Genomic DNA, 14624 nt, shown 5'->3' with positions numbered 1-14624 from the left:
TTTAGAGGGTTCAGGCACAATGCAGATGCTGCTGCCGTATTAAACTCTGGCAAAAAGACTTTATTCTTTCTTCAATCACCTGACTGACTGCTCCACCGCTTCGGAAATAACATGTATATCAAGACTCAATAGCTGAAAATCCTTTACAATATGTTTTCCATCAACAAACACATGGCGGACATCAGAGCCTTTGGCAGCATAAACCACCTGGGACGCATGATGAAACATCGGGCGCATATGGGGCTTTTTTGTGTCTATTATTATCAGATCTGCGGCCTTGCCTGGTTCTATTGAGCCAATCACATGATCAAGCCCCATGAGTTCCGCGCCTCTAATAGTTGCCATTCTGATTACGGTTTCCGCATTCATTACTGCCGGATCATGCAAAAAAACCTTCTGGAGCTTTGCAGCTGTGTCCATCTCACTCAATAAATCCAAATCATTATTGCTGGCGCAACCGTCTGTTCCAAGCCCTACACGGATTCCATTTTCAATCATAGAATAAATATGCGCAATGCCAGACCCAAGCTTCATATTGCTTTCGGGTGCGTGGGAAACAAAGACCTTTTTTGATGCAAGAATCTCCATATCGATATCGTCAACCCACACGCAGTGCACCGCAATTGTATTTTCGCCAAGAACACCAAGGGAATCAAGGTACTGAACCGGACTCATTCCTTTTTCGGCCTTCATTGAATCTACTTCACCCTTGGTTTCTGAAACATGGATGAAAAACTTAAGACCAAGATGATCGGCTTCTTTTTTTGCGTTTATTATGGTTTCGGCCGAGCATGTGTAGGGAGAATGACAGAAAAACGCTGGTTTTATGAGGCCATTAACTCCAAGCCATTTTTTTGCGAAAATTGAAGCTGCCTCGACGTTTTTAGAAGGATCAGGAACTCCCGGCGCAGGAAAATCGATAATCCCATGAGCTGCTATTCCCCTGATTCCTGATTCGAACATGGCCATTGCAACGCTGTCTTCATGGAAATATCCGTCGCAGCAGGAAGTAGTGCCTGAAAGAAGCATTTCCGCGCACCCAAGAAGCGCGCCAGCTCTGGCTGATTCCGCATTTATATATTCTGCTTCTGCCGGAAATATATAATCATTAAGCCAGGTCATTAGGGGCATGTCATCGGCCAGCCCTCTGAAAAGAGTCATGGGCAGATGTGTATGGGTATTGACAAGGCCGGGCATTACGATTCCGCCCTCTGCGTCGATTATTTCTTCAGAGTCATCAATCCCGGGCATATTTGTACATTTTGCCACTGATACAATACGACCGTCAGAAATTCTTATTTCAGCGTTTTCTATTATGTCAAAATTACTATTTACAGTGATTGCAGTGCAGTTACGGATCAATAAAGTTTTCATAAAATTTCCGAAAAATATGTCTGGTCTGCTGAGGGCTTGGTGCGCAAGCCTTCTAATCAATGTTGGGTTACGAGCAAAGAACTCTCTAAACCGACACAGACTAAAATTAAAATCCTGAAAGTTTTTTGCGAAGCTTTTTTACAAAAAAGAGACCTGAGAAGACCCATGAGTCTTATTTTCTGATCTTTTCCGCAATTTTCCTAACATCATCCATTATTTTCCTTACATCCAGAGATACAAGCAGCCTGTCTTCCATGAGCACTTTCCCGTTAATTACTGTGCAGGAAACATCGCTACCGCATGCGGAATAAACAAGATGGGAATATGGATTATAAATTGGGCAAAGATGAGGCGCGTCAGTGTCAATCACAATAATGTCGGCTTTTTTGCCTTTTTCCAGCGTTCCTGTAATTGAATCAAGCCCAAGAACTTTTGCTCCGTCTGCGGTCGCCATCCTGAGGGTTTGATGGGCATTCATAACAGTTGGATCAAGGGTCGAGACTTTATGAAGCTTGGCGCACATGTCCATTTCCCTGAACATATCCAGATTGTTATTGCTGGCGCATCCGTCTGTCCCAAGGCCAACAGTTATTCCGTGGGCAATCATGGATGGAACAGGCGCTATGCCGGATGCGAGCTTCATATTGCTCACAGGATTATGCGCAACCTTTACGTCAAAGCTTCTTAAAAGATCCATATCGTTCTGACTAAGATAAACACAGTGTGCAGCCACAAGATTTTTATCGAGAAAGCCGTGTTCTGCAAGATACTCTACCGGAGTTTTTCCGCGTTCTGATCTTATCTGATCGACCTCGTGCAGAGTTTCAGAAAGATGGATAACAAGCGGAGCATCGTGCTTTTTTGCCAGGGTAAAAGCTGTTTTAAGAAGATCAGGTGAGCAGAGATAAGGCGAATGAGGCTCCACCGCAATTGTTATCAGCGGATTGCTTTTCCATTTCAAAATCAGATTTTCTGTATATTCGAATCCTTTTTCGAGCGGGCCATAGCATGGAGAAGGGAAATTATATAGAACCTCGCCTACAACCGCACGCATGCCTGAGGCAGCTGCGGCTTCAGCAACAGCATCTTCAAAGAGATACATGTCACAGAAAGTTGTAGTACCTGACATGATCATCTCAACACAGGCAAGCATAGATCCCTTATAAACCATATCGTGATCAAGCTTTGCCTCGGCAGGGAAGATATGGTCATTCAGCCAGGCCATGAGGGGCAGATCATCGGCAAGGCCGCGAAAACAGGTCATGGCTGCGTGGGTGTGGGTATTGACGAATCCGGGCATGATTATTCCGCCCTTTGCGTCAATGGTTTTTAAGGCTTCCCACTCGCCTAATTTTTCTGAAGATGCCACTTCTGCAATTGAGTCACCGCATACAGCCACAAAACCATTTTTGATAAGGGTTTCGGCATTGTCCATTACAAGGACTGTTCCATTTTTAATTATAAGGTCTGCATGTTTCTTTATGGCCTGGTTCATTGTTTGGGTCATAGCTCAAGTGTCTCCAGAACATGTTTTATTATCAATGCAACTTTTGGAGCAGCCTTGACAGCCACGTCAATAATTTCCTCAACAGTGGCTTTTTCCTGATGATCAGGATCATTCACATTTGTTATTGTCGAAAGACCAAGCACCTTCATTCCTGCATGAACGGCGACAATGATTTCGGGGATTGTGGAAAAACCAACCGCATCCGCGCCAATCATCCTTATGAATCTCGTTTCAGCAGGGGTTTCAAGGGATGGACCCTTGAGTCCAACATAAACGCCCTGAAACATATCCAGATCATGCTTTATTGCGGCATCAAGGGCAATCGCGGCCAATCCCAGATCATAGACAGCCGACATATCCGGGAATCTCACACCCCATGAGTCCACATTCGGGCCGATGAGAGGGTTTTCACCTGACATGTTTATGTGATCCCTTATCAACATTATGTCCCCGGGTGAAAATGACAGATTTAAACCGCCGGCAGCATTTGTGACTATCAGATTCTGCACGCCCAGTTCCTGCATGACCCTTATGGGAAAAGTAACCTCAAGCGGAGAATATCCTTCATACATATGGAATCTTCCCTGCATTGCCACGATCCTGTGTCCTGAAATATCTCCGAAAATAAGTTTGCCCTTATGGCTTTCCACCGTGGACACCGGAAAATTGGGAATATCCTTGTAATCAAAGGCATGTAAGACATTTATGCCAGCAACGCTGTCTCCAAGACCAGTTCCAGTAAGCAGACCAGTCACGGGCATTTCGGAAATATTCTTTTTTATGAAAGCAGCGGTTTCTTTAACCTTTTTTACATATTCTTCCATAAGAGTCCTTTTATTAAAAAGAGGGATTTTAAGACACGCAAGCCTGATTCAATCAGGCCATAAGTTATGGGCATATACGAGAAAGATTTTATGAATTACCATGTTTGGTGTATTGAGAAAAGCGTCATTTGTTTTTTCAGCATCATCAAAGATATACTCATCAATGTCACAGCTTGAACATTTGAAATGACTCAGGCCGTTTGAATGGCAAGCCTGCTGTTGCACTATTACTGGAAAACCCTTTTGAAAAAGGATTTTCCAGACCTTTCCCAAAACTTCTATGGTTTTTATATTACGAGTTGAGAACATATGTTTTTCAAGAAAAAGAATCCATAACCGAAAAGTTTTTGCCAAGCTTTTTTCAAAAAGCGGCCTTTGACCTTTCATCTAACAGAAGAGTTCAATTTATGACAATGTGAAGTATAGGTTTCATGTATCATAAAAAATCTGTATAATATTACATTTTACAATCTGCAGAATCTCATCGATTTTCTTAATGAACACCAGCAAATGGAGGACTTAATATGGTGGCAATGCAATCCGTAAATAAAGGCGAGGCAAAAAGCTGCTGTGAAGCTACCCCTGACTGGGTGAGAATCGATCTTGTGCTTGAAAAATATGTGGGCAAAAAATCCCAGATCATTGCAGCATTAAGGGAATGTCAGGAAATCAACGGCTATCTTTCTGAGGAATTAATCATACATGTTTCAAGATTCCTTAGATTTCCTCTCAGCGATGTTTTCGGTGTCGCATCGTTTTATTCTCTCTTTTCACTTACTCCTAAAGGAAAGAATACAATCAGGCTCTGCATGGGTACAGCCTGCTATGTCAAAGGCATAAAAGAAATAAATGACAGGATAGTCAATGAATACCAGATTGGGCCATCAGGAATATCTGATGATAACAGATTCGGACTTGAGCATGTGCGCTGCCTCGGAGCATGCAGCCTTGCCCCTGTAATGGTGGTTAATGATGATACCCACGGCGCGATGACAGCTGAAAAGATAAACGACATTCTTTCTGAATATAAATAGGGGCGCAAAAATATGGCATCCATTCAGATCCTCAATCAGATTAAGAAAAAAAACCTTGAAACCATGAATATGGAATCCGGATCAACGAAAGTACGCATACTGATTCACACAGGAACATGCGGATACGCTGCTGGCGCAAGAAAAATCCTTGAAGCAGCAAAGAATATTTCTGCGGCTTCAGACCTTCCTGTTGACATATCCCTTTCAGGCTGCATCGGCCTTTGCGCCAGTGAGCCAAATGTAACAATAATGCGTAAAGGCGAAGCATCGGTCATATATCAGAAAATGACACCTGAAAAAATGGCCGAGGTGTTTGAAAACCATGTAAAAGCAGGTGCGCCTGTAATGTCACATGCCCTTGCTTGCAAAGATATGTCGGGGTTTGACCTGAAAAAAATAGATGAGCTTGATTTCTTTAAATCCCAGGTTCTTTTCACAATGAGGAACAAGGGTGTCATTGATCCTGAAAGCATAGATGAATATATAGCCAGGGACGGTTATTTTGCGGCTCTCAAGGCTGTTACTGAAATGGAATCCGAACAGATAATAAAAGAAATCCTTGCCTCAGGACTCAGGGGAAGGGGCGGTGGCGGATTTCCAACTGGCAGAAAATGGGACATAGCCTTTAACAATAAATCAGACGTTAAATATATAATCTGCAACGCGGACGAAGGCGACCCAGGGGCATTCATGGACAGAAGCATTCTGGAATCTGACCCTCATTCCGTACTTGAAGGAATGATAATAGCAGCAAAGGCTTTCGGAGCGACCCACGGCTATATCTACTGCCGTACAGAATATCCCCTTGCGATAAAAATGCTGGAAAAAGCTCTGGCCAAGGCGCGGGAATACAATTTTCTCGGCAGGAATATTTTTGGGACAGGGATGGGACTTGACATAGAAATATGCCAAGGTGCAGGAGCTTTTGTTTGCGGAGAGGAAACCGCTCTCATGCTTTCAATAGAAGGCAAGCGCGGAATGCCCAGGCCAAGGCCTCCATACCCTGCACAGAAAGGGCTGTTTGGAAAACCGACCGTAATAAACAATGTCGAAACCCTTTCAACTGTTCCAAGCATAATACGCGAAGGCGCAGAGGCATATTCTTCAATGGGGACTCTAACGAGCAAGGGAACAAAAGTCTTTGCAATGTCAGGAAGCATAAACACGGTCGGCCTTGTGGAAATACCAATGGGAATCAGCCTTAGAAGTCTTATCTTTGATATTTGCGGAGGCATTCCAAACAAGCGAAAATTCAAGGCCGTCCAGCTTGGAGGCCCGTCAGGCGGATGTATTCCCGAAGCATTTCTTGATACTCCGGTGGATTACGAAGCCATTATCCAGGCTGGAGCCATAATGGGTTCCGGCGGCGTGATTGTCATGGATGAAACAAGCTGCATGGTGGATATGGCAAGATTCTTCATAGACTTCATCAAAGATGAATCCTGCGGGAAATGCACTCCTTGCAGGGAAGGAAGCTCAAGACTGCTTGAGATTCTTGACAGAATCACGACAGGCGAAGGGAAAGATGAGGACATAGCAGAGCTTGAGGAATTGTCAGAATTCATAAAATCGACGTCACTCTGCGGACTGGGCCAGACAGCACCGAATCCTGTTCTTTCGACCTTGAGGCATTTCAGGCACGAATATGAGGCACACATCAAAGATAAAAAATGCCCTGCAAAAAGATGCGCAAGTCTTCTGGAATTCAAAGTTGATACAGAAAAGTGCACGAAATGCGGCCTGTGCTTCAAAGCATGTCCAGCAAAAGCAATATTGTGGCAGAAAAAACAGGCTGCCTCGATTGACAGGGACAAATGCACGAAATGCCTTTCATGTTATAAGGCATGCAGGTTTGAGGCGATTCTGTAATTTGATAAAACATTTGGAGAAGCAGACGCTCGTGCTGAAAAAAAACATCCCCATCATTTTCTTGATTTTCTTTTTTTCAATATTTGTAGAATGCTGCTTTGCCAAATGCCCTATGGGAATTTTGAAAATTATCGTACAGAGCGATAAACCAGAAATAACAAAACTGTATGCTGAAATAAAAAAAGGGTGGACCGTTCAGAAGGCTGATTTATTAAAGATAGATGAAGGAATATTTCAGGGAGAAATTGAGTATTCCACGATAGGACTTGTTATTTTTATAGAGCTGTCATGTTCATACTTCCCTGATGAAATAACAATCTATTCAAATGAAGGTGACAAAAAAGTCTTTCCTCTGGATGAGGAAACCATTAAAAAAAACCATTCTTGGCCAGATGATGAGTTTAATATTATTTTGCAATATTGATAGGTTATCATGGATGCAATCAACTATGCCTAATGCAATAAACGATAAGGCCTAAATAACAATGAAATGCCGTCCAGGATGCGCGGCCTGCTGTATTGCGCCTTCAATATCTTCTTCAATACCAGGAATGCCGAATGGCAAACCTGCGGGTGTCAGATGCATTCAACTTACAGAAAACGGAATGTGCAAAATATTCGGAACAGATGAAAGGCCTGAAGTATGTGTCAATCTAAAGCCATCGGATGAAATGTGCGGACAAGGAGCAGATGCAGCCATCTCTTTTTTGAACATGCTTGAGCTTGCGACCATCCCATGATTCGAGCAACACATATTCTGGAGTTAACACATGAAAAATAAAACCCGCCGTTCAGCTGAAAATCAGAAGAACGGCGGGTTATTAACAGGCCGCAATCAGGCCCAGGAGGCAGAATCAAAAAGGCTACTATACCAGATCAGAATTGACCATACCATAGCCGTTTTCACCATGAAGCGAATAATCAAGCCCCATGACTTCACTTTCCTCATCAATCCTGAATCCGGTGATTTTGTCAACCACATGGCATATGACATATGTCAGGATTCCTGAAAACAGTATTGTAACAATCATTCCTACGCACTGAACGCCAAGCTGGTCAAACACAGTCCATTTTCCGGTTGCCGAAGCCTTGGCAGCATCAGCCATCCAGCTGTCTCTTATGAAAAAGGAAAGAAGAATAACGCCCATGCCACTTCCGACGCCATGAATTCCGAAGCAGTCAAGGCTGTCATCATATTTGAATTTCATCTTAAGCTGAAGTGCATAATAACATAATATTGATGACAAGGTACCAAGTACCATGGCGCCGACTGGCTTTACGACACCGGCTGCGGGAGTTATTGCAACAAGACCCGCAAGTATTCCTGAAACAAAACCAAGGGAAGTTGCTTTTTTATGAACAAATGCTTCTATGGCAAGCCAGCAGAGCGCTCCGCTAGCGGCTGAAATCTGGGTCATGGTAAGAGCCCTCGCAGTATTCAGACCGCTCTGGACTGTTGAACCTGCGTTAAATCCAAACCAACCTACCCACAAAAGTCCTGCGCCCATCATGGTCATGACAAGATTGTTCGGAAGCATCGGCTTTTCAGGAAAGCCTTTTCTTTTTCCAAGGAAAAGAGCCACAACAAGGGCGCTGGTTCCCGCGGAAACATGTATTACAAGACCGCCTGCAAGGTCAATTACGCCAACGGCGCCGAATTTGAACAGCCATCCGTCCGGAGCCCAGATCCAGTGGCATAAGGGCGAATAAATGAAAAGAAACCATAAAGATATGAATAAACAGTAGCCTTTGAAATACACCCTCTCAGCAAGCGCGCCGCTTATTAGGGCCGGGGTTATGATGGCAAATTTACCCTGGAACATTGCAATTATGTATAGAGGAATACCATTTTCAATAGCGTCGTCTATTCCATTAAGAAAAAAATAAGACCAGTCCCACCCCACAAATCCGCCAAAAATGCTTTTCCCAAAGGTAAGCGAGTAGCCTAATATTACCCATAATACACCAATGATGGCCATTGCCACAAAACTGTGCATCATTGTTGAAAGAACATTCTTGGTTCTTACAAGACCGCCGTAGAACATTGCGAGTCCAGGAACCATGAGAAGAACAAGTGCCGTTGAGATAAGCATCCATGAAGTTGTTCCTGTGTCAACAGGGACAGCATCCGCAGCAAAAGCTGCTGTTGGTAAAAAACTCATTAAAAAAATTGAGATCCATCCATTCAATCTTCTATTCATTAAACCTGCCTCCGATTTTTTTTGTTGTTTTCAAAAAACACCGGGTTAGATGCAAGATGAATGCCACTTGTATTAAAAAAAACTTGGCACTAATTTTTAATGAATAAATTCAAATGATGACGACAATAAATCAATATAATTATCAAACTAATTTACAACAAATTTGTTTTTGTGTTTTTTTTACAACTACATTTTTGTATTAATGTATTCAAAAAAGTAATATTTTGAAATATGTTTGATATGTATACGCAAAATAATATTATACAGAATTGAATTATCCATCCTTGAAATGAGCGAGGTAAATAATAGCTTTTAAGTTAAAAAATGGCGTCTAAAATTACTGCTACTTAAAAGATTCATTGGGCTAATATCCCGGGACTCTCAATTCATTTAACATACTAACAAGAAAGCGACTCTTCGGGCCTAACAGATCGTACTGTCAATACAAAATTGGTATCTTCTTATGTTTTGTGTTAGATCTTTTAGCATATTTGCTATAAAAATATTTTTAAGCAAATTTGAAACTATTAAAATCATGGCAAAGTAGCAAAAAGTTCGATTTTGGTCATTCCGGCGCAGGCCGAAATTCAGAAGTATTTGAAAATACAAAGATGTCTGATTAAGCCCGGCATGACGCAGGCGTTCTTTTCGAGCTTTTTGCAAGACCATCAAATCATAACAACACAGGAATACATGAAGATATCCAGACGGCCTTTATCCAATAATCTGTGGCGACTTAAAACCCTGGTTCTTGAGATTAAAAATAAGGAACGCTTAAAGGCCAGATTGAAAAGAAGAGCCAAAAACATCATCCATGATCCATCAAGAATTCTTGTTCTCTCCTTCCTCGGAATCATACTTCTGGGGGCTTTTCTGCTTTCACTTCCAATTTCAGCCGAAAACAAAAACGTATCTTTCATTGATGCCCTGTTCACATCCACTTCCGCAGTATGCGTAACAGGACTTGCCACAATAGATGTCGGCAGGGAATTCAACCTTTTTGGTGAAATAGTTCTGCTTTCCCTTATTCAGATAGGCGGTCTGGGCATAATGACCCTCTCAATAATATTCATGATGATGGCCGGAAAACGTTTGTCCCTGACTGAAAAGGACGTGATTCAGGATACGTATACCCACGGAGGCCAAAGAAGCCCGGCCACCATTGCGAAAGAGGTTCTCCAATTCACTCTTATAATAGAAGGTATTGGAGCCGCTCTTCTTGCCTGCAGATTTGTTCCTGAACAGGGCTTGGTAAAGGGCGTATACAGCGCTGTTTTTCATTCTGTGAGCGCTTTCTGCAACGCTGGTTTTGCTCTTTTTTCAAATAGTCTTGAAAATTACAAGACAGACTGGATTGTAAGCCTGACAATAAGCTCCCTCATTATTTTAGGAGGTATAGGATTTCTTGTTCTTGCCGAAATATGGAGAAGGCTTCCATACACAAGGGAGAGAATACGAAGACTTAGCCTTCACACAAAACTTGTATTTGTCACAACTGCCATACTGATAATTTTCGGAACAGTTTCAATAGCTTTTCTTGAATGGGAAAACACCCTGGCCGAGCTTGCTCCTTGTCACAAAATTCTGTGCGCATATTTTCAGTCAGTTAGCACAAGAACGGCGGGATTTAATACAATTCCGATCGGGGGAATGACAGGAGTAAGCCTTTTGATCTGCATACTTCTGATGTTCATCGGGGCCTGTCCCGGCTCATGCGCAGGTGGAGTAAAAACAACTACTGCCGCGACTTTGACCCTTCTTGCGATATCAAAACTCAGGGGCCATGAGTACACAAAAATTTTCTGCCGAACAATCCCTAACCAGAGTATAACCAGGGCCATAAACGTAGTCCTTATAAGCATGACCCTTGTGGGAGCCTCGGTCATGCTGCTCCTCATATCCGAATTCAAGGGACTGTCACCTTCGGAGAGCCAGGGCGGCCTGATGACAATTCTTTTCGAGACAGTAAGCGCCTTTGGAACAGTTGGTCTTTCCATGGGCATAACCTCAAAGTTAACCGTACTTGGCAAGCTTATAATATCTGGCGTCATGTTTATAGGAAGACTCGGCCCCCTGATGATTGCCATCGCAATTTCAAGAAAAAGCCAGGCCGCTTTTTTCTATGCTGAAGAAAATATTATGATTGGATAAAAAACAATGAAACAGTTCGGAGTCATTGGTCTGGGCAATTTCGGTTATTACCTTGCCGTACATTTATACAGAAGCGGACATGAAGTAATGGCCATTGACAAAAACCAGTCCCTTGTTCAAAGAATCAAGGATGATGTTACAAGGGCAATAGTTGCGGATACAACAGACTTAGAAGCCATTACAGCGACAGGAATAAGGGATATGGACGCAGTTGTTGTCTGTATAGGATCCATTCTTGGTAACTCCATTCTGACTGTTCTGAACCTCCAGGAAATTGGAATAAAAAGAATAATAGCCAAGGCATTGTCCGATTCCCATGCAAAAATTCTCCAGAAAATAGGGGTGTCCGAGATTCTATTTCCTGAAAGGGACCAGGCAATATCCCTTGCTGAAAAACTGCACGCACCAAATATGCTTGACTACCTTCCTTTTATGGAAGACTACAGTATTGTTCAGATGGCTCCACCCAGCTCCTTTCTCGGCAAAAAACTCAAGGATCTTGACCTTATAAATAAATACGGCATTCAGGTTATAGCGATAAAGGAACTCATTCCTGAGAGGGTCCATATGATCCCGACAGGCCACTTTATGCTGAAAGACAGTGATATAATGATAATACTGGGTGACAACAAGTCCCTTGAAAAAATGAAGAAATTATGAACCTGCATATCAAGGCCAGATCCAGGGGTGACTATAATCATCAGGCCTGCTTGTGAGGGAAATTAGCCAAAATGTGATCTGAAATCAGTCGAAACCATCAAATGCAAGAAGAATTTTCAATATTATTATTTACTTTTATGGTTGTTTTTCGGATAGACTAAAATTATTAGCTGTTATTAATAATTTAAAAGGGCTCATAAAATGAATTTTCTTGAAATTGACGAATGGGTTCACAGCCATGATTTTGCCCTGCCTGATCAGTCCGGCGAAAAAAAAGTCAAATATGTCATCTGGATAACAGCAATAATGATGGTTGCAGAAGTAGCGTCAGGAATGATTTTCGGATCGATGGCACTTCTTGCGGACGGATGGCACATGGGAACCCATGTACTTGCACTTGGGGTCGCATTCTTTGCATATGCATATGCAAGAAAGCACGCAAAAGACCCGGCCTATGTGTTCGGAACAGGCAAAATAAGCGTTCTTGGCGGTTTTGCCAGCGCAGTTATGCTGGGTTTTGCCGCTATCCTGATATGTTTTGAATCAGTGGAAAGATTTTTTGCGCCTGAGCAGATAAGATTCAACGAGGCAATAATAGTGGCCGTGATCGGTCTTATTGTAAATCTGGTTTCAGCAGTTATTTTACATGAAACCCATGAACACAACGATCATAGTCACAGAGACGGATCAAAACATGAAGGCCACAAGCATAAAGATCACAGCCACGGAGATCACGACCACAATCTAAGGGCTGCTTATTTCCATGTCGCGGCAGACGCCATTACGTCGATTACAGCCATATTTGCGCTTTCAGCAGGGAAATACCTGGGATGGAACTGGCTCGACCCTTTCATGGGAGCCGTTGGCAGTGTTGTTATTCTTAAATGGGCTTACGGCCTGATTATAACAACTTCAGAAATTCTTGTGGACCGAAATACAAACCAAGGGCTGATTAACGAAGTCCACAAAATTATAACGTCTGATGGAGAAACAAAAATACTCGACTTCCATATGTGGAAAATAAACTCATCCGAATATGCCGCAATGATAAGCATTTCCTCAAGAAAAATGGGCCCCGCACATTTCAAAAACATGCTCGAACAATTTAAGGCAATAGTTCATGTTGCCGTGGAAGTTAACAGTTTGAAGCATCATTGAGAGTAATAGCTTCTGGGGCTTTTCCCCAAAGCCCCTTAATCAGTCATTATATGATGAAAGATAATCGCAACCGCCCAAATGCTTCTACTTTCTCTCCCCTGCCACGGCATAAACAGGGTCTGACAACCTCTGGGAAGGGAAATATTTGTCATCATAAGGCCTTGGATAGCCACGTGAAGAAAATGTTTCAAGATTTTCAAAAAGATCTGTTTTCATAAAATAATCCAGAACAAGTCCCATTTTTTCAAAGTCATGCAATTCGGCCCACAGCCTTATTGCTTTTGGAGGAAACCATCTGTTGGAAAATGAGACAACGAATCTGCCCCCAGGTTTCAATATTCTTGCCACCTCAGAAAATACATCCACAGGCCTGATTAAATACTCCACAGACAGAGAACATAAAACAGTATCAAAACTGCCTGAATCAAAAGGCATGATGTGATTTTTGTTAAGATCATGAACAAGCCGCTTTGTAAGTACCGGATTAGCGAGCATTTCATCCATATTCATTCCAAGTCCGGTTACTGAATTCAGTTCAATATGCTCAGGGATGTGGGATTCGCAGCTGGTCATAAGATCAAGAACATCATACCTTGGCTTCAGATATTTTGCATATAGACGTGATAACGTTGAAGCTGCCAAAGTATCTATGTGCATAATAAATCTTGGATTAAGATAAAAAAATGAATCGTCCTCCTCTATCTCTCTTTTAAAATCATCCTCATGACTTATGAAATGAGTAGGTTTTTCTTTCCATCTGGCCTGCATCCCAGGCCCTGAAACAAGCACTTCGGATAAAACGGCACATTCCCCGCCAATGGTGTTTGCCACAGGATTAACACCGCGAATCATGGCCTCAATATGGACTTCCCTGCCAGCCATTGGATGATTAAAGTCGGCGTGGAGTAAGTCCCCGTCATAATAAGTGCATCTGAAAGGCTCTATGTTTTCCGGAAAAAGACCTGGCAGACCTTTAAGCAACCCACGGGGATAAAATCTCCCGACCCTTAGTGAGGCCTTAGAATCATTGAACAGGCTTCTTTTGATTTTTATCTCACCGTGCTGATTATACAAAGGGACAAACTCACCCGCACGAAACCTGGTATCAAAGCGATCCCCCTCAAAAGATCCCATAAACATAGAATAGAGATCTCCTGGCATGATATCTCTCCAGAAATTGATTCTTCTGAAGCTGACTTCCCTGTGAGAAGCATCCCCGCTCTTCCACTCAAGAGAAAATTCCACATCTGCAACACTTTCTGAACCTATCATTTTGCGATCCTCCTGCCATTCAAATCACAGACATTTTTATGAGTCCCCGTAAATCCATAATCAATCGTGGCAGCTTCAACCAGAGGAACCCCTAATCATAAAGCCTGAAATTATTCGGTACAAATAGGTCAGTAAACATTACCAACACTTACAGCAAAAGATAAGTCCTATGAACGAATAGTCCAGTAATTCAAAATATTTATATTCCAACACATGATAATTTTCCCCCTGGGCAATGAATATATTTCAGGACTTATCTTGGCAGCTCAGACCATATTTAAAATTTTGATTACCATTTTTACTCCGCCATGCTTATCTTAAGGCATGTGAAAGATTATCCAGATATGATGGAGGTGTAGCATGGCAAAAAATATGATCCAATTTCAAAAAGGAAAGAGTATTCACGAATTCCTGTCCGAATATGGGACCGAAGATAAGTGCCAAGACTCATTATTCAGACTTAGATGGCCGCATGGTTTTAGTTGTCCGAATTGCGGCGGTTCGAAATTTTGCGAGCTCAAATCAAGAGATCTGTACCAATGCCACAAGTGTCACCATCAGGCGTCGGTAAAGG

General features: G+C 42.4%; 13 protein-coding genes. 8 read left to right on the top strand and 5 right to left on the bottom strand.

All coding sequences use genetic code 11. From position 1 onward, the window contains the following. Positions 1-75: 75 nt before the first annotated feature. The 3 genes from K245_RS0113770 to K245_RS0113760 all read right to left on the bottom strand — a co-directional run bounded on the left by K245_RS0113770 (position 76) and on the right by K245_RS0113760 (position 3705). Positions 76-1374, bottom strand: coding sequence for an amidohydrolase (locus K245_RS0113770; RefSeq protein WP_035277267.1), 1299 nt, complete (start codon positions 1372-1374; stop codon positions 76-78). Between the two features lie 172 nt (positions 1375-1546). Beyond that, on the bottom strand, positions 1547-2881 hold the full coding sequence (locus K245_RS0113765; protein WP_232223830.1) for an amidohydrolase: 1335 nt from the start codon (positions 2879-2881) through the stop codon (positions 1547-1549). Beyond that, positions 2878-3705, bottom strand: a complete 828-nt coding sequence (locus K245_RS0113760; protein WP_027359724.1) for a purine-nucleoside phosphorylase — start codon at positions 3703-3705, stop codon at positions 2878-2880. Before K245_RS0113760 ends, K245_RS0113765 begins: the two co-directional genes overlap by 4 nt. Positions 3706-4229: 524 nt before the next feature. Between K245_RS0113760 and K245_RS0113750 the strand changes: the two genes are divergently transcribed. From K245_RS0113750 to K245_RS0113735, 4 genes are all read left to right on the top strand, one after another. Then, positions 4230-4739, top strand: a complete 510-nt coding sequence (locus K245_RS0113750) for an NADH-quinone oxidoreductase subunit NuoE family protein (RefSeq protein ID WP_027359722.1) — start codon at positions 4230-4232, stop codon at positions 4737-4739. 12 nt (positions 4740-4751) lie between these two features. Further along, on the top strand, positions 4752-6608 hold the full coding sequence (gene nuoF, locus K245_RS0113745; RefSeq protein ID WP_035277265.1) for an NADH-quinone oxidoreductase subunit NuoF: 1857 nt from the start codon (positions 4752-4754) through the stop codon (positions 6606-6608). 121 nt (positions 6609-6729) lie between these two features. Further along, positions 6730-7032, top strand: a complete 303-nt coding sequence (locus tag K245_RS0113740) for a hypothetical protein (protein WP_156906797.1) — start codon at positions 6730-6732, stop codon at positions 7030-7032. A gap of 61 nt (positions 7033-7093) precedes the next feature. After that, a complete protein-coding gene (locus K245_RS0113735; protein WP_027359719.1) occupies positions 7094-7348 on the top strand; it encodes a YkgJ family cysteine cluster protein in 255 nt (84 codons plus the stop codon). Between the two features lie 126 nt (positions 7349-7474). On the opposite strand, the gene K245_RS0113730 is transcribed toward K245_RS0113735, so the two are convergent. Next, positions 7475-8809, bottom strand: a complete 1335-nt coding sequence (locus K245_RS0113730; protein WP_027359718.1) for an ammonium transporter — start codon at positions 8807-8809, stop codon at positions 7475-7477. Between the two features lie 693 nt (positions 8810-9502). On the opposite strand from K245_RS0113730, the gene K245_RS0113725 reads away from it, so the two are divergent. From K245_RS0113725 to dmeF, 3 genes are all read left to right on the top strand, one after another. Continuing rightward, complete coding sequence (locus K245_RS0113725; RefSeq protein WP_051284133.1) at positions 9503-10960, top strand: TrkH family potassium uptake protein; 1458 nt, start codon at positions 9503-9505, stop codon at positions 10958-10960. 6 nt (positions 10961-10966) lie between these two features. Next, entirely contained in the window at positions 10967-11620 is a 654-nt protein-coding gene (locus K245_RS0113720; RefSeq protein ID WP_027359716.1) for a potassium channel family protein, read from the top strand. A gap of 201 nt (positions 11621-11821) precedes the next feature. Further along, a complete protein-coding gene (gene dmeF / locus K245_RS0113715) occupies positions 11822-12778 on the top strand; it encodes a CDF family Co(II)/Ni(II) efflux transporter DmeF (protein WP_027359715.1) in 957 nt (318 codons plus the stop codon). Between the two features lie 84 nt (positions 12779-12862). On the opposite strand, the gene K245_RS24520 is transcribed toward dmeF, so the two are convergent. Further along, positions 12863-14050, bottom strand: a complete 1188-nt coding sequence (locus K245_RS24520; RefSeq protein ID WP_035277262.1) for a class I SAM-dependent methyltransferase — start codon at positions 14048-14050, stop codon at positions 12863-12865. Positions 14051-14410: 360 nt separating this feature from the next. On the opposite strand from K245_RS24520, the gene K245_RS0113705 reads away from it, so the two are divergent. Further along, positions 14411-14624 (top strand): transposase (locus tag K245_RS0113705; RefSeq protein WP_027359714.1); only part of this gene is annotated, 214 nt, incomplete at its 3' end.

It is taken from the genome of Desulforegula conservatrix Mb1Pa (assembly GCF_000426225.1).
Classification (GTDB): Bacteria; Desulfobacterota; Desulfobacteria; order Desulfobacterales; family Desulforegulaceae; genus Desulforegula; species Desulforegula conservatrix.
Note: the sequence above shows the minus strand (reverse complement) of the source record. Positions and strands in the feature narration are given on the sequence as shown.